Below are 25,157 nucleotides of genomic sequence, written 5' to 3'. Positions count from 1 at the left end.
TATCAACTAGAGAGCATGTGGAGCAGACCGTTCATGGGTGATTTCCTCACCATTACTGATATTCAAGCCGCAGCAGCAGAAATTCAAAAGAAAACCAGCCAAAAACCGCGTATCGGCATGATCCTGGGCTCCGGCCTTGGGGCGCTGGCCGAATCGATCGAAAATCCCGAATATGTGCCTTATGGCGAGATCCCCGGGTGGCCGGTCTCCGGCGTTAAAGGCCACGCCGGCCGCTTAGTGTTTGGCCACCTTGAAGGCCAGCCAGTGGTGGTGATGCAAGGCCGCACCCATTATTACGAAGGCTACGATATGCCGCGCCTTGGTCTGCCGGTGCGCGCCATGCAGGCCCTGGGCATTGAGATCATCGTGATCACTAATGCCGCCGGAGCAGTGCACCCTGAGTTTGAACCGGGGGATTTGATGCTGATCACCGATCATCTCAATTTCATCGGCATGGCCGGCCAAAACCCGTTGCGCGGCCCCAACCTGGATGAGCTAGGCCCGCGCTTTCCTGATATGAGCCAGGTCTACGATCGCCAGTTGCTGGCGCTGACGCGTGAGGTGGCCGCAGACCAGCAGCTGACTCTGCGTGAAGGCGTGTACTGCTGCCTGGCTGGCCCCAGCTTCGAAACCCCGGCCGATCTGCGCTTTTTGCGGGCCGTGGGTGTGGACGCGGTGGGTATGTCCACCGTGCCCGAAGCCACCATCGCCCGCCATAGTGGCACGCGCGTGCTGGGCATCTCGGGCATCAGCAACAAAGCCAATCTGGATGGCAACACCGAAACTACCCATGAGGAAGTGCTGGAAGCCGGCAAGGTGCTGGCGCCCAAGCTGACCCAGCTGGTGCGTGGGGTGCTACGCAAGCTCTAAGCGTGCTGTGCTTCAATGGCAGACGTATTGCGCTTTTTTGTTCAATATGAAGCGGTCCTGTATTTTTTGCTGGGCCTGGGTGGGATTCTGTACTTCTACCGCTTCTGGCTCGCCTGGCAGGAATTGCGCGAGGCCACCTATGGCCTGGAGCGCCAAGCCAGCCGTGAGCGGCTTAACCAGGCAGCGATCATGCTCTTTGGCTTGCTGGTCATTGCCGTTGGGGTCTTTGCGATGGTTACCTTTGTAGCCACTTCGCTGCCGGCCCAAGCCTTGCTGGCTACGCCCACGTTGTCGTTCTCGATGGATATGCAAACCGGCGCCACCACCGTAACCCCCGCGGGCGATGAAGTGCTCGCCACCGCCACCGCCTTGCCCACCGTAGCGGTGGACCCGGCGGCCTGCATTCCCGCCCAGATCGCCATTACAGAGCCGGAGCCTGGCAGCGTCTTGTCAGGCTCGGTCACCGTTAACGGTACGGTGGATGTGACTGATTTTGGCTTCTACAAGTTTGAAGTCGCCCGCGCCGAAGAAGAGCTCTGGCTCACCATCCAGGCCGGGCGCAGCATTGTACGCGAAGGGGCCCTGGTGGAAAATTGGGACACCTCGCGCCTGCCCAATGGGGAATATGTCTTACAACTCGTCGTGACCGATAGCAGCGGCCGAGAGCTGCCGCCCTGTCGCGTCCCGGTGCGCATCGAGGCGCCCAGCTCATGAACGAAGAGAAACTTGCCATCACCTTACGCCCCGGCAGCGAGGATGACCTGGCCGCCCTGGGGGCCTTGGATCACGGGTACTCCACCGAATACGTCTGGCAGATGGAGCTGGACACGGCGCAACCGCGTACCGGCGCCCATTTTCGCGAGATGCGCCTGCCGCGTCTGATGCAGGTGGCCTACCCGCGCGCCAAGGATGGTCTGGCCAGCCTGGCACAGCGCAGCCTGTGGCTAGTGGCCGAGGCCGCTGGCCAGCCGGTGGGCTACGCCGCCCTCTCCACCCAGTGGGCGCCGGGCACCGCCTGGCTCAGTGATGTGGTCGTGGCGGCCAGCCAGCGCCGCCGCAGTGTCGGCAGCCGCCTGGTGCTGGCGGCGCAAAACTGGGCACGTGAACACGGCCAGCAGCGTCTGGTGCTCGAAATGCAGGCCAAAAATTACCCGGCCATCAAACTGGCGCAAAAGCTGGCCTTTGACTTTGCCGGCTATAACGATCGCTATTACGACAATCAGGATATTGCTCTGTTCTTCGCCAAACGCTTGGCTTGATTAAAAGTTGAAACCTCATGGATGACTTGGTTCTGAGAAGTCTGGAAACCATCAACCGTATATTCGAAGCCGGCATCGCTATCACGGCGCTTTCGTTATTTTTGCGCGCCCTCACGTTTAACCTGCGCGATCGGATCTCGCGCGCCTTTGCCGTCATCCTCGCCTGTGTCATGGTCAGCTTCCTGGGCGAGGCGGTGGCCGGAGTGCTCAGCCAGCCGGCCAGCTTGGAGATCTGGCTGCGTCTGCAATGGGTGGGCACCTTGTTCCTGCCTGCCGCCTACCTGCACTTCTCCGATGCCCTGCTGGAGACCACCGGGCGCCCCTCGCGTGGCCGCCGCCGTTGGGCGGTGCGCTTTTCGTACTTTATCTCGGCCGCCTTTGTCTTCCTGCTGCCCACGACGCTGTTCCTCGGCCCGTTGGTTTCCGCTGGCCGCCCGGTGCCGCACCTGACCCTCACGCCACTGTCGTGGGGTTTCAGCGTCTACTATGTTGTCACCATGGGCATGGCGCTCTCGGTGATCTACCGCGCCTGGAAGCGCACCGTACTCAGCGCCAGCCGCCGCCGCATGACCTACCTGTTGGCCGGTTCTGTGGCCGTGGCCGTCGGCTCGTACCCCTTCCTGCTCTTGGTGGCGGAGCTGGCCGCGGCGGTGCCGATCCTGTTCTTCCTCAGCGCCTCGATCGCCAATATCTTCGTCTTCTGGGCGATGGTGGCGATGGCCTATGCCACCGCCTTCTTCGGTGTGCCCTGGCCTGACCGCGTGGTCAAGAGCCGCTTGTTCCGCTGGCTCTTGCGCGGCCCGGTGACCGTATTCATCGTACTGGCACTGATCCCTTGGGCCGATGACATCGGGCGCCTGCTGCGTATTCAAGATGGCGTGGTACTGCCCATCCTGGTGGGGCTTTCCATCCTGGCGGTATCACACCTGCTCACCCTGGCCGCCCCGGCACTGGAAAAATGGCTCATCTTCAGCGGCAGTGAGGAAGATGTGCAATTCTTGCAGGAGTTGCCCGAGCGTTTCCTGACCGATGCCGACATGCGCCAATTTCTCGAAGCCGTGTTGGCGGCCGTCTGCGATCGTTTCCAGAGCAAATCAGCCTTCGTGGTGGCTTTGCACGAGGGCCAGATGCAAAGCGTGGTGGAGGTCGGCTCGCGCAATTTGCGCGATAAAGACAAATCCAAAGACCTGCTGGCGGTGGTCAATAAACAGAACGAGGCGCGTAGCTTCACCTGGGGCAATTACCAACTGCTGCCATTACATGCCAGCCAGGGGGAGGCGTTGGTGGGTTTGTTGGGCGTGCAGCGTAACCGCAAGGGCGAGCTGCCCGAAGATTTGCAACGTGCCTTCGTCTCGCTCGGGGCGCGTGCCGCGCAAGCACTGGAAGACCGCCAGCAGCAGCGCGATGTGCTGCGCTCGCTGCAAAGCCTGACGCCGCGCGTCGAAGCCATTCAGCGTCTGCGTGCCGCCTCACGCTATGACCAGGCGGAAGTGCTCAGTGATGTGGCCGCGCTGCCCAAGTATCAAGACCTGGTGAAGTGGGTGCGCGACGCGCTGACCCACTACTGGGGTGGCCCCAAGCTCACCCAAAGCCCCTTGCGCGGCCTGCAAGTCGTGCAGACCGCCTTGGATGACCACGAAGGCAACCCGGCGCTGGCTTTGCGTGCGATCTTGAAAACCGCCATTGAGCGCAATCGCCCGCAAGGCGAGCCGCGCCTCAACGGCGAGTGGATGCTCTACAACTTGTTGGAGATGAAGTTCATGCAAGGGCGCAAGGTGCGCGAAGTGGCGATGCGCCTGGCCATGTCGGAAGCCGATTTGTATCGCAAGCAGCGCGTTGCCATTGAAAGTGTGGCGCGCAGTGTATTGGAAATGGAAAAAGACACGCTGGCTGTGAAGAATGGAAAGGAAGATGTATGAACGAGTATGACCGCGCAGGCAAATCCACCCAGGGTGAGGGCTGGGGTGGCTCACTGATGTCCGAAAGCCACCTGGGCCGCAACGCCCAATCCCCCGGCCGCCGTCGCCCGGGGCCGCGGCGCAACAACAACGCCGCGGCGCGCCCTGGCCGCCCGGCGGGGCGCGGTGGCCCCGGACGCAGCGCCAAGCCCAAGGTCGATGAAAGCATGGGCTGGGTGGATTGGCGCCGCGTGCTCGAGCTGCAGGAAAATGAAACCGTCTGCTATGCGGAAGTAGTGAGCTGGAACAAGGGCGGCTTGCTGGTACGTGCCCAGGAATTTCAGGGCTTCGTGCCGCGCTCGCACCTGCAGGCCACGGCCAGCGGCCAGCGCATCACCGAGAAGTTGCTGGAGAGCTACATGGGCAAAGAGATGGAGCTCAAGGTGATCGAGTGTGACCCGGAGCGTGGCCGCATTGTGCTCTCCGAACGTGCCGCCGAAAGCGCCCCCGGCTCCCGCCAAGGCCTCTTGCAGACACTGCAGCCCGGCCAGCAGCTCGAGGGCAAGGTCACCAATGTGACCAATTTTGGCATCTTCATCGACCTGGGCGGGGTTGAGGGCTTGGTGCACATCTCGGAGCTTTCCTGGGGCCGGGTTGGCCATCCGCGCGAAGTCGCCGTCCCCGGCGATTCGCTGGCCGTGGTGGTGCTCGACGTCAATATGGAAATGGAGCGAGTTTCGCTCAGCGTCAAGCGTGGCCAGGCCAACCCGTGGGCCAGCGTGCTGGAGCGTTTTCCCGTAGACTCAGAAGCCAGCGCTGAGATCACCGAAGTGGTGCACTTCGGCGCCTTTGCCAAATTGGAGGAAGGCCTGGAAGGTCTCATCCATATCACCCAGATGGGCTTGCACCATCGACTGGACCCACGCCTGGTGCTGGAAGCTGGCATGCAGGTGCAGGTGAAGGTGCTGCAGGTGGAGCCGGAGCGCCAGCGCCTCAGCCTGCAACTGCTCGGCGAGCCGTGGAAAGACCAGGCCGCCGATGGCCCCGCCTGGCTGGAGACACCCGGAGAGCATGCCTGATTCTTTCGTCTGCGTAGGCCGGCATGGCTGAACGCAAACCCAGTAGCCCGCCGCGCGCCAGCATGGCGCACGCGCCCCAGCCGCCGCGCACCCTATGGGAGCGGCTTGCTTGGCTGCGCCGCCGCCCGGGCGATGCGGCCTCCGATGTGATCGGCGTGGCGCTGATGGCGCTGGCGCTCATCACCATTCTGGGCTTGCTGGGCCTGACTCAGGGCGCCTGGCTCAGCCCCTGGGTCGGCGTGATGCGCCGCTGGCTGGGCGTAGGTTCCATCCTGGTGGTGGTTGGCCTGGGCCTGGCGGGCTGGCAGTTGCTGCAGCGCCGCCGCCTGGGCGCCGGCCTGGCACCCGGCCGCCTGATCGCGTTTGAAGTTACTGTGTTTGCCTTGCTGGCCTTGCTGAGCATATTGACTGGCTTATCGCTGGAGCAAGCTGAGGCTGGGCGCGCCGGTGGGTTGATCGGCTGGGGGCTGGCCGAAGGCCTGCGCCTGCTGTTGGATAGCGTGTTGCCCAACTGGCTGGCGCTCGGCCTCAGCGGCCTGCTGTGGCTGGCCGTCGCCGGCCTGGCTGGCCTGCTCACCTTGCAACGCCGCGCCTGGCCAACCGGCGCCGAACCCCAGCGTATGCCGGAGTATGAAGCCGTGCACGAGCCGGTGTTCACCGCCTCACCGATGGCGCCAGAGGCCGAGGCAGATGAGGCGGCCGCAACGCCGCGCGTGCGCAAACCACGCCTGCCCGCCGAATACCGCAAAGATTTCAAGCTCAGCGAAGAGCAGAAGCCACCCGCGCTCAAAACCGCGCCGCGCGCCGCCGATCTGCCACCCCTCAAATTATTGGTGGAAGAGCGCAGCACGCGGCCGGATGAACGCCACATCAATGAGATGGGTGGCTTGCTGGAGAAAGCGCTGGCTGAGCTGGGCGTTCCCGCCAAAGTGGTTGATTTCCAGGTTGGCCCCACCGTCACCCAATTTGCCGTGGAGCCGGGCTATATTCAGCGCCCCGGCGATCCGCCGGGCCAGGGCGGCCAGCGCGTACGCGTCTCGCAGATCTCGGCGTTGCAGCGCGATCTGGCGCTGGCGCTTTCAGCACAGCGCCTGCGCATCCAGGCGCCGGTGCCCGGGCGCGCCTATGTGGGCATCGAGGTGCCCAATCGCCGCACGATGACCGTGCGCATGCGCCCGATCCTGGAGAGCATGGCCTTCCACAAACTCAACTCGCCATTGGGCATTGCCCTGGGGCGCGATGTCTCTGGCGAACCGATCGCCGCCGATCTGGCGCGCATGCCGCACCTGTTGGTGGCCGGTACCACCGGTTCGGGCAAGTCGGTGCTGATCTCGGCGATCGCGGTGTGCCTGATGATGAACAACAGCCCGGCCGATCTGCGCCTGGTCATGCTTGACCCCAAGATGGTGGAGCTGGTGCGTTTCAACGGCCTGCCGCACTTGATCGGCAAGGTGGAAACCGAGCTGGAGCGCATCACCGCCAGCCTGCGCTGGGTAGTGGCAGAAATGCAACGGCGCTACAAGCTGCTGGAGCAAGAGCGTGTGCGTGATATTGACGGTTTCAACCGTAAAGTAGAAAAGCAAGACGATGCGGAGCGCTTGCCGCGCATCGTGGTGCTGATCGATGAGCTGGCCGATCTGATGATGAACACTGCCGAGCATACCGAAAGCACCCTGGTACGCCTGGCGCAGATGGCGCGTGCGGTGGGCATTCACCTGGTGGTCGCCACGCAACGCCCCAGCACGGATGTGGTCACCGGCCTGATCAAGGCCAACTTCCCGGCGCGGATCTCGTTCGCGGTGGCCTCGGCGATCGATTCGCGCGTGATCCTGGACACCACCGGCGCCGAGGCGCTGCTGGGGCGTGGCGATATGCTCTATCTCTCGCCGGAGGCGGCCGGCCCGCTGCGCTCGCAAGGCGTGATGATCACCGATGCCGAGATCGAAGCGGTGATCGCCTATTGGCAGCACGCTTGGCCGGCGGATGGCGCCGAGGCGGCCCCGTGGGATGGCTTGCTGCAGCGCGAGGCGCTCAGCGAAGACCGCGATGAGCTGATCGACCGGGCGATCGATGTGATCCGCGCCACAGGCAAATCCAGCGCATCGCATTTGCAGCGCGCCCTCAAGGTGGGCTACCCGCGTGCTGCCCGTCTGGTGGACGAGCTGGAAGAGATGGGCGTGCTTGGCCCGGCGCAAAGCGGCGGCCGCGAGCGCGAAGTGCTGATGGATCTGGATACCTTCGTTGGCGAAGAGGGTGATGAGGAATAAGCTTGTCATTGCGAGGAGGTGAAGCGGCGAAGCTGCTGAACGACGAAGCAATCCCCAAGCTGGTTTCCGCGCTGCTTGACACCGCCTGCGCGCTCCATTAGCATAGCCCTCTCATGCGCGATCCCATCACCTTCACTGACCGCCTGCGCGTTAGCTTTGCCTGGCTGATCAACCCCACGGTTGAATTTCTCAATAAACTTGGCGTCACTCCCAACATGCTCACCCTGCTAGGCCTGCTCGGCATCACCGTTGGCGCCGTGTACGCCGCCCGCGGCAACTTCCGCATCGCCGGCCTGATGGTGCTGCTGATGACGCCCTTTGATGCCCTGGATGGCGCCCTGGCGCGCCGCCGCGGCGAATCGCAGGAGTTTGGCGCCTTTGTCGATTCAGTCAGTGATCGCTATGGCGAGCTGGTGGTCTATGGCGGTATTTTGTGGTGGGCTACCCAAAATGGCAATCTTTGGTTGGCGTTTGGTAGCTACTTGGCGGCCTTCGGCTCGGTGCTGGTTTCCTATATTCGGGCGCGTGCGCAAAGTGTAGGGCTGGAGGCCAAGGTGGGTCTGCTCAGCCGGGTGGAGCGCTACTTCATCCTGGGGCCGAGCCTGTTTTTCAACCTGCCCATGCTCGGCGTGGGCCTGATCGCTGTTGGCGCCAACCTCACCGCACTGCAACGCATTTGGCATGTGCGCAGCCAGGCGCAGCAAAAACAAAACCAACCCGCCGCGGCTCGCAAGGCCGCCCGGCGGCGTAAGTAAGGAGCCGGCATGACTATCGGAGCAACCTCGATTCAAATTGGGCCGCTGACCATTCACTACTATGGGGTCATTCTCATGGTAGGGGTGGTGTTGGCGGCTTCTTTGGCAGAACGCATTGCCAAGCAACGCAAGATGAACAGCGAATTCATTTGGGATATTTTGATCTGGATCGTGGTGGCCGGTATTGTCGGGGCGCGCATCTGGCATATCCTCACCCCCTCGCCCTCGCTTGTGGCGGTGGGCGTTACCACCCAGTATTACCTCACTCATCCGTTGGATGCGATCGCCGTGTGGCGCGGCGGCCTGGGCATCCCCGGCGCAGTGGTGGGCGGCGTGCTGGCGCTGTACGTGCTATGCCAACGCCGCGGCGAGAAGTTCCCCGCCTGGCTGGATGTGATTGCCGCACCCTTGGCGCTGGGCCAGGCCATCGGGCGCTGGGCCAACTTCGTCAATCAGGAGCTGTACGGCGCGCCCAGCAATCTTCCCTGGGCGATCACGATTGATCCCGCCAATCGCCTGCCCGAATTTGCCGATGTGGCCACGTATCACCCCATCTTCCTGTATGAATCACTATGGAGCTTGGCCACGGTGGCTTTCCTGGTTTGGCTTGGCCGCAAGTACGGCAAGCTGCTCAAGCCGGGCGATATCTTCCTGACCTATCTGATCACTTATCCCACCATTCGTATCCTGCTCGATTTCCTGCGTCTGGATGCTTCGCAGGTGGCGGGTTTCAACGCCAACCAAACTTTGATGGCAGTGGTGTTGGTGCTGGCGGCTGGCGCACTGATCTATCGCCACACTCGGCCGGAGAAGAAGAAGCGTAAGTAGACTAGCACCTCTCACCCGTTGACTTGGGTTCTATTGTTGACTTCGGCCAGCCCTCGTCTGCGACGCGGCGAGCGGGTGAGTGGTGACCACTCCTTGTCATTCCGAACGAAGTGAGGAATCCGTTAAGGGGACGGAGTTAGATGGTGCTTTGTATGAGAAAGGACTTGTGCAGACGGGTAGTACTGTTCTTGTGCGCCAAACGGATTCCTCCTCGCCGCTATGCGGCTCGTTCGGAATGACAAGACTTGCGGAAGTGAGCGGCATTCCGCAAAGGAGTGAAGACGCATCCAACATACAATCACCTGGGACACCTAGATGAAGCTACTTGCCCTCGTGCTACTGACGGCTTTCTTGCTGCCTGAGGCCTACAAGTCGCACAACCTACGCCTGTGCTTGTACTATGCGTGCGGAGAAGCGTTACTCGGCGTTAGCCGAGTAGGTTCTCCAGAGTGTGCGCAGCAAGTCAACTAGATCAGCTACTGGTAATGTGCTGCGCAGATTACCAGCCCTTGATAAAGCTATCCCAATCGCGGTTCTCGGCCAGGTAGCGGCCAAAGATGTACTGCGCCGAAGCCGCCGGCGCATGCGGCTGGCTGAGCAGCTGCATGCCCGCCTCCACCAGCACCCGGCCGCCCTTGTGGTGATTGCAGGCGCGGCAGGCCGTGATCAAGTTGTCCCAACTGTGGCGGCCGCCCAGGCGGCGCGGCAGGATGTGATCTAGCGTCAGCTCCACATCTTTGCGGCCGCAATACTGGCAGGTGTAGCCATCCCTGCGGAAGATTTCTTGCTTATTCAGCTTGACTTTGGGGCGGGGGCGGCGCACCATACGCTCCAGCCGGATCACGGAGGGCGCCGGGTACACCTTACGGGCCGTGTGGATCTCGCCGCGGCCGTTTTGCAGCATGGAGGCCTTGTCAGCAAAGATCAGGCCCATGGCGCGGCGCATCGTGCAAACGTTGATCGGTTCGTAGTTGGTGTTGAGAACGAGGACGAGTTCCTTTAAGCTTGGTTGCATGGTCGTAAAGGTGCAACCTCGGCATTATAGCATTATGGGCATCGCTTGGCGGATTGCGCAGCGCTGCCCAGCGCGAATGTTATATAATGCCGCTATGCACGCAGGTTTCGCCCCCTATGCGTATGCCCCGTCTCGTTGAGCTGGTGACGGGCAAGCCTGCGCGCCCTCGCCAGCGAGGGCGTCTTTGTTTAATGGAGCTGTGATGAATATCGAAGAGCAAGTTGCTACCCTGATGCAGGGCACCGAATACGGTGATACCAATCTGGCCAAGGCGATGGAGAATGAACTGCGCCAGCGCCTGGAGGAGGCCGCCGCCAGCGGCCGCCCGCTGCGCGTCTATTGCGGGTTTGACCCGCGCACCACTGATCTGCACCTCGGCCACACTATCCCGATGCGCAAGCTGCGCCAGTTTCAGGAGCTGGGCCACCAGGTGGTCTTCCTGATCGGCACTTTCACCTCGCTGATCGGTGACCCCTCGGACAAGGATCAGTTGCGCCCGCAGCTCACCGCCGAACAGGTGGAGGAGAACGCGCGCACCTACGCCGAGCAGGCCTTTCGCGTGCTCGACAAAGAGAAGACCGAAGTGCGCCACAATGCCGAATGGCTCTCCAAGCTCACCTTTGCCGATCTGATCAAGCTGGGGGCCAACTTCACGCTGCAGCAATTCATCACGCGTGAGAACTTCCACCTGCGTTGGGAAAAGGGCGATCCGATCTATCTGCATGAGACCTTCTATCCCATCATGCAAGGCTACGATGCCTACGCGCTGCAAGCCGATGTGCAGGTGGGCGGCACGGACCAGCTTTTCAATATCCTCACCGCCGGGCGCAAGCTGATGGGCGCCCTGGGCGCCAAGCCCAACATCGGCATCATCATGGGCATCCTGCCGGGTACCGATGGCGAGGTCAAGATGAGCAAATCGCTCGGCAACCACATCCCGCTCAATACAGATGCCAATGACATGTTCGGCAAGGTGATGAGCCTGCCCGATAAGGCGATGGGCAGCTTTATGCGCCTGGTGAGCCGCTGGACCGCGCCGCAGATCGCCGAGCGCGAGGCGCAACTGGCCGATGGCCGCCTGCACCCGCGTGAAGCCAAGGCACAACTGGCCGCCGAGATCACCGAGATCTTCTATGGCCCGGCTGCGGCAGCCGAGGCACGCGTCAACTTTGACCGCGTGTTCCAGCAGGGCAATGTACCAACGGAGATGGAAAGCTTCACCGCTGGCAAAGAGCAGCCGCTTATTGACGTCTTGATCGCGGCTGGCCTCGTCGCCAGCAAGAGCGAGGGCCGCCGCCTCATCGAGCAGAAGGGCGTGCGCCTGGATGGCGAAGCCCTCAGTGACCCGGCGGCGGCGCTGCCTGCCGCCGGCGTGCTGCAGGTAGGCAAGCGGCGTTTCGTACGCATAGAATTCTAGTACTAGAATAAAAGCCCCCTGCCGAGCAGGGGGCTTTTTGTGTGGCTTTACTCGGCCAGGGCTGCCTGAAGTAGCTGCCGGCCGATGGCGGCGGCCCGCGCCGTGCCACCATCCTCCAGCAGCACAACCAGGCTGAGTGGGCGCTGGGCGGTGCTGCTCAACGTGCCGGCCAGATACCAGGCGTAGCGCTCGCCTTCGCGGTCGTAGCCGTAGGCGCGGTGCTCCCATATCAGCGCATCCGCGGCGGCCAGTTTGAGCGCCTGGCTATAGGCGGCGATGCTGTCGAGCACGCGCGACGGGTCAGCGTCTTCGGCGTAAGGCTGCCAAGCCCCCCGGGCATCCTTGACCGCCAGCGCCAACTGGGCGGCGGGCACTTCGCCGCCGTTGCTCAACGAAGCCGCCACCAGCGCCATTTGCAACGGGCTCACCAACAGCTCGGCCTGCCCGGTGGCCACGTCGCCCGGGCGCGGCAGGCGGTTGGGCGCGCTGCGCGCCGGCTGGCTCAATGGCACGCTGGGGTTGCGGTATAGGCCCAGGTTCGTGAACAGGCTCAGTAGCTCCTGCTCGCCCAGTGCCAGCCCCAGTTGCGCCAACGCCGCCGGGCAGCCAGCTTGCACGAGCGCATCCCAATCTTGCGTATCCGTGGGAGTGTAGCTGCAGTGCAGGCTACGGCCGGCCAGGGTGTACTCGCCTGTGCTGGCGGCATTTGCCGCCGGCACGCTGCCCTGGCTGCGGGCGGCCGCCAGCAGCCACGGGCCGATGGCGCCCCCGGCCGGGTAGCTGCCCTGCACGGCGCGGTTCATCAACGGCGCGTCGGGATCGCTAAGTACGGATTGCCATTCCTGGCTGAGCAGGGCGGCATCAAAGCCGGGCTGCGAGGCCAACGCCAGCACCTCGCCCGATTGGGCATCCAGCAGCACCAGTGCGCCGCGTTGCCCGGCCAGTGCATCCGCGGCGCGCCGGGTTAGCTCGGTGTCCAGGCTGAGCTGCACATCCAGACCCGGCGCGGGTTGCCCATACAGAATATGGCTCCACCACAGCGCCCAGGCAGGCTGGCGCTCCTCACCACGCAGAATCGGGTCGAGCCCATCCTCCAGGCCAGATTGGCCGAATTGCGCGTGTGAATAGCCCAGCACGTTGCTCAGCTCGGCATACGGGTAGGCGCGCTGGTATTGCCCGGCGCTGCCGCTGGTGCGCGCCAGCGGCAGCAGGTCACGGTCGAGCAGGGCGCCGCGCCACACCAGGCGATCGGTCTGGCCGCGGCGGGCGTTATCGCTGCGCGTCAGCAGATCCGGCCCGCGCACCACGCCCCACCATCCGGTGATCAGCGCCGCCAGCGCGAACGCGCCCAGCAACAGGCCGGCCAGCAACAGTGTGGGCCGGCTGTTCAACATCGGCGCGGCGCGGTGCATGCCCTCGTGGCTGACCAGGCTGAGCAGCAGCAGCGCGATAAACGAAACCAGCAACGAGGAGCCGCCGTAAGAGACAAACGGCAAAGTTACCCCAGTAAGCGGCAGCATACGAATGTTGCCGCCGATGATCAACAGGCTCTGGCTGGCCAGGTAAGCGGCCAAGCCAATCGCCAGGTACCGCTGATAGGCATCCCGCGCCTGCAATGAGATGCGCAGGGCGCGCAGCACCAGAAAGGCGATCAGGGTCAGTAGGGCGATCGCCCCCAGCAGGCCGCTTTCTTCCACGATCGAGGTGTAGATAAAGTCACTATGCGCCACCGGCACAAAACCGGGGCTGCCCATGCCCGGCCCGCGCCCGAACAAGCCGCCAGCGGCGATTGCCATCAGGGCTTGCACGATTTGATACGAGCGATTGCTCGGATCGAGCCAGGGGTTCAGCCAGCTATCGATGCGCGCGTGCACCAGGCTCACCAACTCGTAGCCCGCCAGCATGGCTACCAGCAGCACCAGCAGGCTGGCCAGCAGCACGCGGCGCTTACCGGCGGCGCTGTAGATCAGCAAGGTGTACACAAAAATGAAGACCCAGGCGGTGCCTAGATCGCGTTGCACCATCAATAACAGCAATACCGCGCCGGTCATCACTGCGGTGGGCGCCAGTAATGGCACCAGCCCGCTCATCAGCGGCTGGCGATCGGCCAAATAGGCCGCCAGGTAAATGATCAACAGCAATTTCAGCAGTTCGGAAGGCTGGAAGTACATACCGCAGCAGCCCAGCCACAGATCGGGGCCAATGCCGGATGGGTTGATGCCAAATAGAAACGTCAGGGCGGTGATCAACAGGCCGGCCAGCAGCCAGAGGTATTTGTAGCGCCGCAAGGTGGGCAGAATGCGCTGGCGCTGGCGCAATGCCAGCACGCACAGCGCCGCGCTCAGCGCCAGCCAGGCGGTCTGGCGCAGGCCAAAGGTGCCGGTGAGGCGCCAGATGGTGAGCAAGCCCCAGCCGCTGAGCAAGCCGGCCACCGGGATCAGAAACGGATCGCGGTTGGGCAGCGCCTGGCGCATGCGCCGGTCGAGCCACAGCATCGCCAGCAGCCACACCAGGATGCCGAGCCAATGGCCCCAGCGCAGCGCACCCAGCGGCAGCCAACTGCGCTGGCGCACCGCAGGCGAGAGAGTGAGCGCCACGCCGTACAGCGCCATGAACACGGCCGCCAGCCGCAGCAGGCTGGCGGACACGCTGGCGGGCAGCAGGCGCCGCAAACCGGCGGGCGCTTTCATTTACTGAGGTACTTGTCTACCAGGATGCCGAGTTTCTGGCGCACGGCGGGATCAATGTTGGCTTTCTGGGTGATCAGCGCATCCGCCAGGGCATTTTCACAGGTGCACTCAGGGGCCTGCAGGCTTTCAACCAGTTTGCGAATGGCCGCCTGGGCCACATGCGTATTTTGCTGCAGGGTGCGCACCACCATATCCACGCTCACCGGCTCATCATGCCATACGTCGTAATCGGTGACGTGAGCCATGACGGCGTAGCACAGCTCGGCCTCGCGCGCCAGAAAGGCCTCGGGGCTGGTGGTCATGCCGATGATCGAGAGGCCCCACGAGCGGAAGATGTTCGATTCGGCGCGGGTGGAGAAGCGCGGCCCCTCCACTGTAATGTAGTCGCCGCCGAGGTGGGCAGTGGCGCCGGCGGCCTGGCAGGCCGCGTAGACCTGGGCACTCAGGCTGGCGCAGAACGGCTCCGCCACGCCGACATGCGCCACCAGGCCGGGCTCATCAAAAAAGGAGCTCACCCGGCGGCGGGTGAAGTCAAACAGTTCACTGGGCACCACAATATGCCCGGGCTCAAAATCGGCACGCAGCGAGCCGCATGCGCTCACCGCCACCACCCAGCGCACGCCCAGGGCTTTGAGCGCATAGATGTTGGCGCGGTAGTTCACATGGGTGGGCGAGATGGTGTGGGTGAGCCCGTGGCGCGCCAGAAAGGCCACGCGCTGGCCGGCCAGGCGGCCGACGATGATCGGCGCGCTCGGTTCCCCGAACGGTGTGGTGAGCCTGTGCTCCTGTTTGTCTTCTAGACCTGGCATGTCATACAGGCCGGAGCCGCCAATGATGGCAAGGGTAGCGGTTTCGCTCATGGCAATTCCTGTGCTTGGGATGGGGTGGGTTGGGGCAGGGCGTCGATCTGCAGGGCAAAGCCCACCTGCCCGCAGCGAATGCGGTCTTGATTGGTGAGCACCACGGGCGCCCGCAAACTGTCGCCGTTTAAAAAGGTGCCATTGCGTGAGCCCAGATCTTCAAGCCACCAATGATCGTGGTGAAAGACCAGGCGGGCATGGCGCGAGGAAACCGTGTCGTCGTTCAGCACCCACTCGCAACTGGGGTGGCGCCCAATGGTGACTTCGGGCGTGGCGAAGCGGATCTGCTCGCCGCCCGGCTCCGGGGTGATCAGCAGGGCGGGCACGCGCTGGCGGGCCAGGCTATCGGCTTGCTGCTTAAGCTCGCGCCACAAGGTGAGGAAGCACCAGGCCAAAAAGCCATACAGAGCCAGCGCCATCAAGGCGCGCACGATGAGCAGCAGGTAGGCGGGCAGCTCAGCCATGCGTCAATCGCTGGGCATGGGTGTGGATTTCCTGGGTCTCCTGCGGCTGGCTGCCGGTGTCCTGCCCATAGATCAGCGGCACTACCCCGGCCAGTTGGATCACATCTCCGGCCAGCAGCACGGCACGTTTGGCCTCCGCGCCGTTGATGAAAGAACCACCCGTCGAGCCCAGGTCAAAGAAGTGATAGTGCCCGTCAATCGCACGCAGCTGCGCATGCCGGCGCGAAATTTGTGGGTTTTCGATGACCAAGTGGTTATCGCTCTTGCGGCCAATGTTGAGGATCGGCTGGGTGAGCGGAAAGATCTCGGCGCCGGCCACGATGAGAAACGCTCCGGCCGGGATGCGTTCGTCCTGCGGGGTATCGATGGCGCGCAGGCTCTGCGTGGTGCTCAGGCTTTCGCCCACCCCGCTGGCGCGCACGCGGAATTCGCCTTCGCTCAGCGCTTCGTCCGGCGCCACGTGCAGCACCAGCTCGCCGGGCAGTTGGATGCTAGCGGCGGCCGCGGCGTGCTGCAGCGCCTGGCGCAGCTCGTCCAGCAGGCCAGCGTTGGCGCGCAGGCTGCTGGCGTGCTCGCTGGCCGCCAGGATCGTATAGGTGCCAGGGGCGCGCAGGCTGTCGGCGCCGGCAAACTGCACCTGCGCCTGCATCGCTTCGATCAATTGCGCCGCCAGGATGGCCTTGGTGTCTTGCGAGGCGAATAAACGCGCCGTGCCATCTTCGATCAGACGTTGCAAGCGTGCTTCCAATCGGTTCAACTGGCTCATGTCAGGCATTGTATCGTTTTCAGGCCCACTACGCTGTTGGCTGGCGCATGGTTTAATCAGCCTTAATATCCGTGTGGGAACATCGTCTGTACAGGAGGCGTTGTGTGAGCATGAAAACTCGAATCTTTCTTCTTGTGCTTCTGGCCGCTGTAGTGAGTGCCTGCGGTGCCTCACCTGCTACTGAGGTACCTCCAGATAACGCGCAGGGGCCGATCTACATTGACTCGGCGCAGCTGCTGGTTTTGGAAAGCTTTCCCATTCAGCTTCAGCTCGTGCTACAGGGTAACCTGCCCACGCCGTGTCACTTATGGCACTACGAAATCGCGCCCGCCAATGCCCAGGGCCAGATTCATGTCAGCCTGTACACCACCGTGGACCCGCTGGCGCGTTGTGTGCAGGTGCTGCAACCCTTTGATGAGACCATCAGCATTCCCTTGGAGGGCCTGCAAGATGGTAGTTATGAAGTGTGGCTCAACGGCGAACTGGTGGGTAGCTTTAACTATCCCGGCTAACGTGACCGCGCAGGCGCGGTTTGTGCGTCAGCCATTGCAAAGTTTCATAGATCACCAGCATCGCCAGCAGCAATGCAAAAATGAATGCGGCGATGCTCTCGAGGCTGACGGAATCGGCCAGCACGCCGGTCAGGCTGCTCAGTAGGGAGCCACCCAGGCCGGCGGCGGCGATCTGAAAGCCGAGCGTGTTGGCACCTGGCCCGCGCTGACGCGTTGCGGCGTGGTGGCGATCAGTACCGGGAACACGGGCGCCAAGGCCAAGCCGGTGAGCGCCAGGCCCAGCAGGCCCAGCCAGGCGGCGGGGTTGAGCCACAGCAAACCGGCGCCGAGGCTGGCAGCCGCCAACGCGGCGCGCAGAAAACGCTGTACGTTGATGCGCTCCACAATGAACCCAAACACAATGCGCCCCAGAGTGAAGCTGCCCCAATACAAGGAGACCCAGGTGCTGGCGACGATGGGGTCAATGCCGCGCCCCAGGGTCAGCAGGCTGTAGCTCCATTGCCCGGTGCTGACCTCAACCCCGGTGTATACAAAGAAGATCAGTACGCTGAGCCACACCACCGGTAGGCGCAGCATGGCCCACAAACTGCCCGCCGGGGCGCTGCCTGCGGCCGGGGCGGCCGCCGCCACGCGCCAGGCGGGTGCGCTGCGCCAGATGAGCCATATGGAGAGCGCCTGCACCGCCGCCAACAGGCCAAAGGTCCAACGCCACGAGAGCTGGTTGGCCAACAACGCCGCCACCAGGAACGGGCCGAGCGTAGCGCCCACGCCAAAGCTGGCGTGCAGCCAATTGAGTTGGCGGGCGGAGTGGTAGCTGGTTACATGGCCATTCACCGTGGGGTCAATGCCCCCGGCGCCCATCGAGGCCAGGAAGCCGCCTACTAGCACGCCCTCCCAGCGCGGCGCCAGCGCCATCAGCAGCAGCCCGCTGCTGCGTGCCAGGCTGCTCGCCAGCAACAGCGCATACAAGGAACTCCGCCGGATGATCCAGCCGCTGCTGAAGCTCAGTAGCACGAAGCCCACCAGGCCCACCAGAAACAAGCCGCCGATGGCATCCAGCGAGAGGGCAAACGTTGCGCGCATTGAGGGCCAGGCGACGCCGATCAAACCCTCATAGGCGCCAAAGGCGGCGAAGGCCAGATAGCCGATCCACAGCGGTTGTTTGCTCACAGTGCTCACCATGCTAACAACCCTGGAGATAAGAAAAAGCACGCGTGCGCGTGCTTTTTCTATCTCCAGGGTGGGTTTTACTTGCTCAGTCGTTCTTTGAAGGCTTTGGTCAGTGCCGGTACGATCTCGTACAGATCGCCCACCACGCCGAAACGTGCCAGCTTGAAGATCGGCGCGTCGGGGTCTTTGTTTACCGCGACGATCACTTTGCTGGTGCGCATACCCGCCAGATGCTGGATGGCGCCAGAGATGCCCAGCGCAATGTACAGATCGGGCGAGACGACTTTGCCGGTCTGGCCGACCTGGTTGGCATACGGAATGTAGCCGGCATCCACCGCGGCGCGGCTGGCGCCCACGGCACCATTCAATGCCTGGGCCAGCTCACCAATCATGCTGAAGCCCTGCTGGGCGCGCCAGATCTCTTTTTCTTTTTCGTCAGTGATCTCCGCTGGCGGGGTCAGGGCGGGGTTGTTGGCCACGCCGCGCCCACCCGAGACGATCACCGCCGCGTCGGCCAGGCTGACGCGGCCTTCCACGGTGGCGTAATCCACCACCTTGGTCTGCAGGTCACCCTCGGCCACGGCGGCGGCCACCTTGGTGACCGTGCCGCTGCGGCTGGCATCCGCCACCGGCTTGCCGAAGGCGCGCCCGCGCAGCGTAACCAGTGCCGGCTTGGCCGCCACGGTTACCTTGCTGAGCAGCTTGCCGGCGTAGATCGGGTGAGTGGCCACGAAGCCTTCGCCCTCTTGGCTGATCTCGGTGACATCCACCAGCACACCGGTATCCAGGTCGATGGCCACCATCGCGGCGATCTCGCGGGCGCGGCTGCTGGTGGGGAACAGCACCGCATCCGGCTGCTGCTCTTTGGCCAGCTTGCTGAGCAGGCTGGCATAGGCTTCGGCGCGGTAATCCGCCAGGCTGGCATCTTCGCCCAGCAGCACGGCATCCGCGCCGTAGTGGAAGGCGCTTTGCGCCAGGGCGTCTACGCCCTGGCCGAAGATGAGGGCGGTTACCGGGCTGCCCAGGGCTTTGGCCGCGGCGATGGCTTCATACGAGGCCGGCAGCGCGGTGCCTTTGAAATGGTCTACGTATACCCATGTGCCGGCCATTACAGCACCCCCTCAGCAATGATCAGGTCGGCCAGCTTGGCGGCGATCTCGTCGGCACTGGCGCCAGTCACCATCTCGCTGCTCACCTCGCGAGCGGGCGGGGCGCTGATCTCGCTCCAGCGCACTTTGGATTCCGGGGCGCTGAGGCCCAGGTCGGCCAGGCTCCACAGCGGAACCTCAGCCTTGGACGCTTTGCGGATACCCATGAAGGACGGATAGCGTGGCTCTGCAAAATCTTTGACGATGCTGAGCACGGCGGGCAGCTTGCTTTCCACCACCTGGCGGCCTTCTTCGATGGCGCGCTCTAGTTTAATGGTGCCGGCGTCGAGCGCGGCGATGCTGGCCACCAGGCTGAGTACCGGCCAGCCGAGGACGCGGGCGGTCATCGCCGCGGCCAACCCGGTGTCCGAGTCGATCGCCTGCTTGCCGAAGATCACCAGGTCCACGCCGCCCAGCTTCTGCACGGCGGCGGCGAATACTTTGGCGGCCGCGGCGGCATCGGCAGTTGCCAGCGCCGGGTCACTGATCAGCGTGGCGCTGTTGGCGCCCATCGCCAGGGCATGCTTGAGCGCCTCTTTGGCGTCTTCAGCGCCCAGGCTGATGGCGGCAACCTCACCGTTGTGCTTCTCGGCGAGTTGCAGTGCGGCTTCCACCGCGTATTCATCCCAGGGGTTGATCACCAGCGGCGCATCGCCCCAATTCACAGTGCCGTTTTCCACCGAAAGCTTGGCGGCAGAATCCGGCACTTGTTTTACAAAGACTGCGATCTTCAAACCTTCCTCCTTTAATGAACTCCGTCATTGCGAGCGTAGCGAAGCAATCTGGTTTTAACTTTCAAAAAGCTCCACGTATAGATCTTTCCATTCTGGGTTGACACCCTCTATCAGATCGATCTTCTTTTGCCTTGAACCTGCCTTGATTTGCTTCTCTCTTGCAATGGCGTCGAGCATCCGTTCGGTCACTTCATACCAAACCAGCTTTGTTATCCTGTATTTCGAGGTAAACCTACCTGGCGTCCTTGCGCGGTGCTCCAAAACCCTTCGTTGCAGGTTATTGGTGACACCGGTGTACAGCACCTTGTTGTGTAGGTTAGTCACGATGTACACGCAAGGTTGACCCATCTTTTAGCCAGCCCCGAAAACAGATTGCTTCGTCCGTTGCCGATGCGCAGCATCGGCATACTCCTCGCAATGACTGGCGGCGCTAGCCTTCCGCCTGCCAGTACTCCGCATCGTAGGCGGGCAGCTCGCAGCGCAGCTCGGCATCCTTGCGGTAGCCCAGCGCGTAGCCAGCTTGCATCAGCTGGTGAATTTCACTGGTGCCTTCGTAGATCACGCCACCCTTGGAATTGCGCAGGTAACGCTCTACATCGTATTCGTCACTGTAGCCGTAGGCGCCGTGCACCTGAATGGCTTCCGAAGCGGCGTCGAACGAAGCATCGGTGGCATACCACTTGGCCAGCGAGGTTTCGCGGGTATTGCGCTCGCCGCGGTTCTTCATCCAGCCGGCGCGCAGGTACAGCAGGCGGGCAGTCTCGTATTGCTGCACCATGTAGGCGATCTTTTGCTGCACCAGTTGGAAGTGGCCGATCTCGCGGTTGAACGCTTTGCGCTCGTGCGAGTAGTTGACGCTAGCATCGAGGCTGGCGCGGATCAGGCCCGTGGCGCCGGCCGCTACGGTGTAGCGCCCATTGTCCAGGCACGACATGGCGATCTTGAAGCCTTCGCCTTCTTCGCCCAGGCGATTCTCAGCCGGAATGCGCACGTCTTGCATGGCAATGTAGCCGGTGGAGCCGGCGCGCATGCCCAGCTTGCCGTGAATGTCGCCGGTGGTGATGCCCTTGCGGTCTAACTCCACGATGAAAGCACTCAGGCCGTCATGCGGGTCTACATCCGGGTTGGTGCGCGCCACGATCAGGGCGTGGTGCGCCTTGGTGGCCAGCGAGATCCACATCTTCTCACCATTGAGCACATACTCGTCGCCTTCGCGGCGGGCGGTGGCCTTCATGCCGGCCACATCGGAGCCGGCTGCCGGCTCGGTGAGGCCAAAGCAGGCGTACTTCTCGCCCTTGGCCTGCGGGGTGAGGAACTTCTGCTTCTGCTCCTCAGTGCCCCATTGCAGCAGGGCCATGCTGTTGAGGCCCATATGCACCGACATCACCACGCGCAGCGGGCTGTCGCCGGCTTCCAACTCCTCGCACACCAAGCCGAGGGCGATGTAATCCATGCCCTGGCCGCCGTAGCGCACCGGGATGTTGATGCCCAGGATGCCCAGCTCGGCCATGCGTGGCAGGATGAAGGGGGCCATCTCTTGCTTGCGGTCCCATTCTTGAACCGTGGGCTTGACTTCTTTTTGCACGAAGTCGCGCACCATCTTTTGCACCATCAGGTGCTCTTCACTTAATTGAAAGTCCATGTGACTCCATATAAAGGAAACTTGTGATTAAAAGCGCAGGATTTGATTATACCTAGATACGCAACCCCCTCTGCGTGTCTGATGGTCAATTGGTCGCTTAGTCACTCAAAGACCAAGCGACCATCAGACCATCTGACTCTTATAATTCCCCTATGCTGCGCCGTATCCCTCGCAAACTCGTGCTGCTGGTCTTGCTGGCGCTGGTGGTGTTTCTGTTGCCCACCTGGTGGCTGCGCATCTGGCTGCCGCGCCAGGGCGGCGTACCCACGCCGGCCACAGCGGCCAGCCAGCCGGCGGCGGATGCGCTCTACCGCCAGGCGCTAGCGCTGGCAGCCAGCCAGCCACTGGATGCGCTGCCGCTGCTTGATTCAGTCATCGCGGCACAGGGAGTGGAGGCCGCGGCCGCCGCAAGCCTGCGCCAGGGCATCCAAAACGGGCGCAGAGGGGGCGACCCAGCCTATTTGCTGGCCGCCAGTGGCCAGGCGCTGGCGGCGCTGGGCGAGTGGCCCGCCGCTCGCCAGGCTTTTCTGGCGGCGGTGGCCGCCAACCCGGATTTCGCCGAGGCCTGGGCCTACCTGGGCGAGGCGTTGCAACAAAACGGGCAGGATGGCCTGGCCGCTTTGCAGCAGGCCGAGCAGCTTGACCCGAATTCCCTGGCACTGCGCCTGTTCTTCGCGCTATATTGGCAGCGCCAGGGTGACTATGCGCGCGCCGAGCAGAATTTGCGCATCGCCGCCCTGCACCATCCCCAGAATCCGATGGTGCAAATGCAACTGGCTGAGAATGCCGTGCTGACCGGCGACACCACCGCCGCGCTGCCCTACCTGCAACGTGCCCTGGAACTGGCCCCGCATGACCCGGCAGTGTGGCGCGCCGTGGCTGCCTACAGCGTCGAATCCGCCCTGTTCGTGGAGGAGGTGGGCCTGCCCACCCTGGAGCGCCTGGCGGCCGAGCAGCCTGACAGTGCAGACACGCTGGTGCTCAGCGCCCGCGCCCTGGCTTTGCTGCGGCGCGAGGCCGAGGCCGAAGCCTATTTCCAACGCGCTTTAGAGTTGGATGATGCCAACGTGGCCGCGCATGTATACTTCGGCATCTTTTTGTTGGCTGACCGGCGCTACGAGGCCGCCCGCCAGCACCTCAACCAGGTGCTGGCGCTGGAACCGGCCGGCCCGCGGGCAGAGTTGGCCGCCTACTGGCTAGCCCAGATGGCTACTACGCCCTAATAACGCAGCAAGGCCAGGCTTCGTTAATTCTGACTAGGTTGCTTACAACAAGTGAAGGAGATCTATGAAGAAGCAAATCTGGCTCGTATGTGGGGTTTTGCTGCTGGCCGCCATGGCCTGCAGTTTTGGTGGTGCTGCTCAGGCGCCAGCCGCCACGGAAAGCAATGTGCTTTTCCAGGATGATTTTTCCAGCACCAGCAGTGGCTGGGAGCGCAGCGTCTTTGATGGCGGCGAAGTCGATTACCTGGATGGCGCCTATCACATCCGCGTGGATGATGAGTACGCTTCGGTCTGGGCGCTCACCGGCGGTGACTACGGCGATGTGCGCGTAGAGACCGATGCGGTGATGGCCGGTGGCGTGGATGACAACGAATTCGGCGTCATCTGCCGCTATCAGGACGATAACAACTTCTACGCCGGCAGCGTCAGCAGCGATGGCTTCTATGCCATCATTGCCATCGTCGATGGGGATTTCACCTACCTCGGCAATGACGCCATGATGCCCTCGGATGCCATCAAGCTCGGTTCAGAGGTCAACCGTGTGCGCCTGGATTGTGTCGGCCCGCAGATCACCCTGTACGCCAATGGCACCCAGTTGCTCAGCGTCACCGATAGCTCCTTTGCTCAAGGAGATGTCGGGTTGTACGCCGGCACCTTTGCCACCCCGGGCATTGACATCGCTTTCGACAACTTCCTGGCTCGCCGGCCTTAGCCGGTATCGCTTGCAGGCGGCTGGCCTGACATTCAGGCCAGCCGCTTTTTGCATTTATACGAAGGAGACGTATGCAGCGCATTAAATTGTTTTCGGTCATCGGCGTACTTAGCCTGGTGGCCTTGGCTTGCGCCGGGCTCTCGTTGCCCAGCGCGGGTGACCTGGTAGGCAATGTGGTCGGCACGGCCCTGGCCACCACCGGGCTGGATGAGTTTGTGCAGATGGCTACCTTGCTGGCCGATAGCGGCCTGGGCGACGATGCCCAGAGCATGGCCGCCACGATGATGGCCGGCGGCACGGCCTTCCCGCTCGAGACCCTGATGGCGCAGTTTGGCAGCCAGGCCTCTGGCGCGGTGATCTATCAGGATGATTTTTCCGATGTGTCTACCGGCTGGCCGGTGGACACCTTCGCTGAAGGCGGCACCAGCTACTACGAGGGCCAATACCGCATCACCGTCAACGAGGTCGATTACGCCGTCTGGGCGAACTCAGCCACGGGTGACTATGCCGATATCTCCACCGAGGTGGATGCCGTCATGCTGGCTGGCCCGCAGGAGAATGAGTTTGGCCTGCTGTGCCGCTTTGTAGATAATGACAACTTCTACATTGCCACCATCGCCAGCGATGGCTACTACTTCATCTGGCGCCGCTTGAATGGTGGGGATTGGGAACTGGTCGGCATGGAATCGGGCGAATTCAGTGAAGCCATTCGCACCGGCAACCAGTCCAATCGCATCCGCCTGGATTGCGTCGGCTCCAGCATCACCCTGTATGCCAACGGCGTTGAACTCATTCAGGTGTTCGATAGCTCTTTGCCCTCAGGCGATGTGGGCCTGTATGCGGGGAGCTTTGAGCAGGGTGGGGTAGACGTGCTGTTCGACAACTTCGTTGTCATTCAGCCCTGAGCGCCGGCTTTCTGTATAATCAAGTGGTGTGCCAACGGCACACCACTTTTTTTATCCCTGCGGGAGGCGCAAATGGCCGAAGACTGTATCTTTTGCAAAATTGTGGCTGGTGAAGTGCCGGCTACGCAGGTGTATCAGGATGAGCTGGTGACCGCTTTCCGCGATATTCACCCCCTGGCGCCGACCCATATTCTGATCATTCCCAATGCGCACCTGGCCAGCGCCAACGAGCTGGCGCCAGAGCATGCCGCCGCGGCCGGCCGCATGCTCACCCTGGTGCCCGAGCTGGCCCGCCAGGAAGGGATTGCCGAAAGCGGCTACCGCCTGGTACTCAACACGGGTGCGGATGGCCGCCAGGAAGTGCCCCATGTGCACCTGCACCTATTGGGCGGCCGCCGCATGCAGCATCCGCTGGGCTAGCATCCGCAGGGCTAGCATCCGCTGGGCTAGGCGCGGCCACGACAAGCGGTGCGAAAGGTATAATTAAACCCGTATGAGCAAAAAAGCTGAATTGGAAGCCGCCCTTAAAGAAGCCATGAAGGCCAATGACGCCGTGCGCAGAACCACGCTGCGCGGCGCCCTAGCCGCCGTGAAGGAAGCCGAAGTGGCCCAACGCGGTGAGTTGGACGAGGCCACGGTGATCTCGATCCTGCAGAAGGAGCTCAAGGCGCGCCATGAGGCGCAAGCCGAAGGCGAACAGGCGGCCCGCCCCGATCTGGTGGCAGCGGCCAAAGCCGAAGCCAGCATCCTCGAAGCGTTCCTGCCTGCTGGGCTGAGCCCCGCCGAGATCGAGGCGATCATCGCCGCGGCGATCGCCGAGAGTGGCGCCGCCTCCCCGGCGGATATGGGCAAAGTGATGAAACTGGTGCAGCCGCAGATCAAAGGCCGCGCCGATGGCAGCCAGGTGAGCGCGCTGGTGAAGGCCAAATTACAAGGGTAGCTC

Annotated in this window: 26 protein-coding genes; 15 read left to right on the top strand and 11 right to left on the bottom strand. The window is 62.9% G+C overall.

Features of this window, described 5'->3' with window-relative positions:
* The first annotated feature begins 33 nt into the window (after positions 1-33).
* The 8 genes from KF821_10520 to lgt all read left to right on the top strand — a co-directional run bounded on the left by KF821_10520 (position 34) and on the right by lgt (position 8,956).
* On the top strand, positions 34-870 hold the full coding sequence (locus KF821_10520) for a purine-nucleoside phosphorylase (protein ID MBX3006244.1): 837 nt from the start codon (positions 34-36) through the stop codon (positions 868-870).
* A 15-nt stretch (positions 871-885) separates the two neighbouring features.
* The gene (locus KF821_10515) at positions 886-1,584 is read left to right on the top strand and encodes a hypothetical protein (GenBank protein MBX3006243.1); all 699 of its coding nucleotides are present in this window, start codon (positions 886-888) and stop codon (positions 1,582-1,584) included.
* Positions 1,581-2,129 carry a GNAT family N-acetyltransferase gene (locus KF821_10510; protein MBX3006242.1) on the top strand — a complete coding sequence of 183 codons (549 nt, stop codon included), beginning with the start codon at positions 1,581-1,583 and terminating at the stop codon, positions 2,127-2,129. Before KF821_10515 ends, KF821_10510 begins: the two co-directional genes overlap by 4 nt.
* A 17-nt stretch (positions 2,130-2,146) precedes the next feature.
* Positions 2,147-4,048, top strand: a complete 1,902-nt coding sequence (locus tag KF821_10505; protein ID MBX3006241.1) for a hypothetical protein — start codon at positions 2,147-2,149, stop codon at positions 4,046-4,048.
* Positions 4,045-5,106, top strand: coding sequence for a 30S ribosomal protein S1 (locus KF821_10500; GenBank protein MBX3006240.1), 1,062 nt, complete (start codon positions 4,045-4,047; stop codon positions 5,104-5,106). Before KF821_10505 ends, KF821_10500 begins: the two co-directional genes overlap by 4 nt.
* Positions 5,107-5,129: 23 nt before the next feature.
* A complete protein-coding gene (locus KF821_10495) occupies positions 5,130-7,373 on the top strand; it encodes a hypothetical protein (protein MBX3006239.1) in 2,244 nt (747 codons plus the stop codon).
* Positions 7,374-7,486: 113 nt separating this feature from the next.
* On the top strand, positions 7,487-8,128 hold the full coding sequence (locus KF821_10490; protein MBX3006238.1) for a CDP-alcohol phosphatidyltransferase family protein: 642 nt from the start codon (positions 7,487-7,489) through the stop codon (positions 8,126-8,128).
* A 9-nt stretch (positions 8,129-8,137) separates the two neighbouring features.
* Positions 8,138-8,956, top strand: a complete 819-nt coding sequence (gene lgt / locus KF821_10485) for a prolipoprotein diacylglyceryl transferase (GenBank protein ID MBX3006237.1) — start codon at positions 8,138-8,140, stop codon at positions 8,954-8,956.
* Positions 8,957-9,455: 499 nt separating this feature from the next.
* Here lgt and KF821_10480 read toward each other — a convergent pair whose 3' ends face one another.
* Complete coding sequence (locus KF821_10480) at positions 9,456-9,971, bottom strand: HNH endonuclease (protein ID MBX3006236.1); 516 nt, start codon at positions 9,969-9,971, stop codon at positions 9,456-9,458.
* A 202-nt stretch (positions 9,972-10,173) separates the two neighbouring features.
* Between KF821_10480 and KF821_10475 the strand changes: the two genes are divergently transcribed.
* Positions 10,174-11,388: a tyrosine--tRNA ligase gene (locus KF821_10475; GenBank protein MBX3006235.1), complete on the top strand. Its 1,215-nt coding sequence runs from the start codon at positions 10,174-10,176 to the stop codon at positions 11,386-11,388.
* 47 nt (positions 11,389-11,435) lie between these two features.
* Here the strand turns inward: KF821_10475 and KF821_10470 are convergent, their stop codons facing one another.
* From KF821_10470 to KF821_10455, 4 genes are read right to left on the bottom strand one after another with little or no spacing between them, the layout of a single operon-like run.
* A complete protein-coding gene (locus KF821_10470) occupies positions 11,436-14,078 on the bottom strand; it encodes an FtsW/RodA/SpoVE family cell cycle protein (protein MBX3006234.1) in 2,643 nt (880 codons plus the stop codon).
* Positions 14,075-14,938 (bottom strand): S-methyl-5'-thioadenosine phosphorylase, encoded by an 864-nt coding sequence (gene mtnP / locus KF821_10465; protein ID MBX3006233.1) that lies wholly within the window; start codon positions 14,936-14,938, stop codon positions 14,075-14,077. The genes KF821_10470 and mtnP overlap by 4 nt, the downstream gene beginning before the upstream one ends.
* The gene (locus KF821_10460; protein ID MBX3006232.1) at positions 14,935-15,402 is read right to left on the bottom strand and encodes an FHA domain-containing protein; all 468 of its coding nucleotides are present in this window, start codon (positions 15,400-15,402) and stop codon (positions 14,935-14,937) included. Before KF821_10460 ends, mtnP begins: the two co-directional genes overlap by 4 nt.
* Complete coding sequence (locus KF821_10455) at positions 15,395-16,168, bottom strand: DUF3662 domain-containing protein (protein ID MBX3006231.1); 774 nt, start codon at positions 16,166-16,168, stop codon at positions 15,395-15,397. The genes KF821_10460 and KF821_10455 overlap by 8 nt, the downstream gene beginning before the upstream one ends.
* 110 nt (positions 16,169-16,278) lie before the next feature.
* On the opposite strand from KF821_10455, the gene KF821_10450 reads away from it, so the two are divergent.
* A complete protein-coding gene (locus KF821_10450; protein ID MBX3006230.1) occupies positions 16,279-16,680 on the top strand; it encodes a hypothetical protein in 402 nt (133 codons plus the stop codon).
* Here the strand turns inward: KF821_10450 and KF821_10445 are convergent.
* The 6 genes from KF821_10445 to KF821_10420 form a co-directional block, all read right to left on the bottom strand.
* Positions 16,664-16,804, bottom strand: a complete 141-nt coding sequence (locus KF821_10445) for a hypothetical protein (protein MBX3006229.1) — start codon at positions 16,802-16,804, stop codon at positions 16,664-16,666. The two genes, KF821_10450 and KF821_10445, sit on opposite strands and share 17 nt — an antisense overlap.
* A gap of 14 nt (positions 16,805-16,818) precedes the next feature.
* Complete coding sequence (locus KF821_10440; protein MBX3006228.1) at positions 16,819-17,850, bottom strand: MFS transporter; 1,032 nt, start codon at positions 17,848-17,850, stop codon at positions 16,819-16,821.
* Between the two features lie 77 nt (positions 17,851-17,927).
* Entirely contained in the window at positions 17,928-18,959 is a 1,032-nt protein-coding gene (locus KF821_10435) for an electron transfer flavoprotein subunit alpha/FixB family protein (protein MBX3006227.1), read from the bottom strand.
* Positions 18,959-19,732, bottom strand: a complete 774-nt coding sequence (locus KF821_10430) for an electron transfer flavoprotein subunit beta/FixA family protein (GenBank protein MBX3006226.1) — start codon at positions 19,730-19,732, stop codon at positions 18,959-18,961. The genes KF821_10435 and KF821_10430 overlap by 1 nt, the downstream gene beginning before the upstream one ends.
* 54 nt (positions 19,733-19,786) lie before the next feature.
* Complete coding sequence (locus KF821_10425) at positions 19,787-20,056, bottom strand: GIY-YIG nuclease family protein (protein MBX3006225.1); 270 nt, start codon at positions 20,054-20,056, stop codon at positions 19,787-19,789.
* A 106-nt stretch (positions 20,057-20,162) separates the two neighbouring features.
* A complete protein-coding gene (locus KF821_10420) occupies positions 20,163-21,374 on the bottom strand; it encodes an acyl-CoA dehydrogenase family protein (GenBank protein MBX3006224.1) in 1,212 nt (403 codons plus the stop codon).
* A 152-nt stretch (positions 21,375-21,526) separates the two neighbouring features.
* On the opposite strand from KF821_10420, the gene KF821_10415 reads away from it, so the two are divergent.
* The 5 genes from KF821_10415 to KF821_10395 all read left to right on the top strand — a co-directional run bounded on the left by KF821_10415 (position 21,527) and on the right by KF821_10395 (position 25,154).
* Positions 21,527-22,597, top strand: coding sequence for a tetratricopeptide repeat protein (locus KF821_10415; protein MBX3006223.1), 1,071 nt, complete (start codon positions 21,527-21,529; stop codon positions 22,595-22,597).
* A gap of 64 nt (positions 22,598-22,661) precedes the next feature.
* A complete protein-coding gene (locus tag KF821_10410; protein MBX3006222.1) occupies positions 22,662-23,309 on the top strand; it encodes a hypothetical protein in 648 nt (215 codons plus the stop codon).
* Between the two features lie 71 nt (positions 23,310-23,380).
* Positions 23,381-24,214, top strand: coding sequence for a hypothetical protein (locus KF821_10405; protein ID MBX3006221.1), 834 nt, complete (start codon positions 23,381-23,383; stop codon positions 24,212-24,214).
* 72 nt (positions 24,215-24,286) lie between these two features.
* Entirely contained in the window at positions 24,287-24,634 is a 348-nt protein-coding gene (locus KF821_10400; GenBank protein ID MBX3006220.1) for a histidine triad nucleotide-binding protein, read from the top strand.
* A gap of 73 nt (positions 24,635-24,707) precedes the next feature.
* Positions 24,708-25,154, top strand: a complete 447-nt coding sequence (locus tag KF821_10395) for a GatB/YqeY domain-containing protein (protein ID MBX3006219.1) — start codon at positions 24,708-24,710, stop codon at positions 25,152-25,154.
* Positions 25,155-25,157: the final 3 nt, after the last annotated feature.

The sequence above is a fragment of the Anaerolineales bacterium genome (assembly GCA_019637755.1).
Taxonomy (GTDB): Bacteria; Chloroflexota; Anaerolineae; order Anaerolineales; family UBA11579; genus JAMCZK01.
This window is presented reverse-complemented; position numbering and strand designations above follow the sequence as displayed.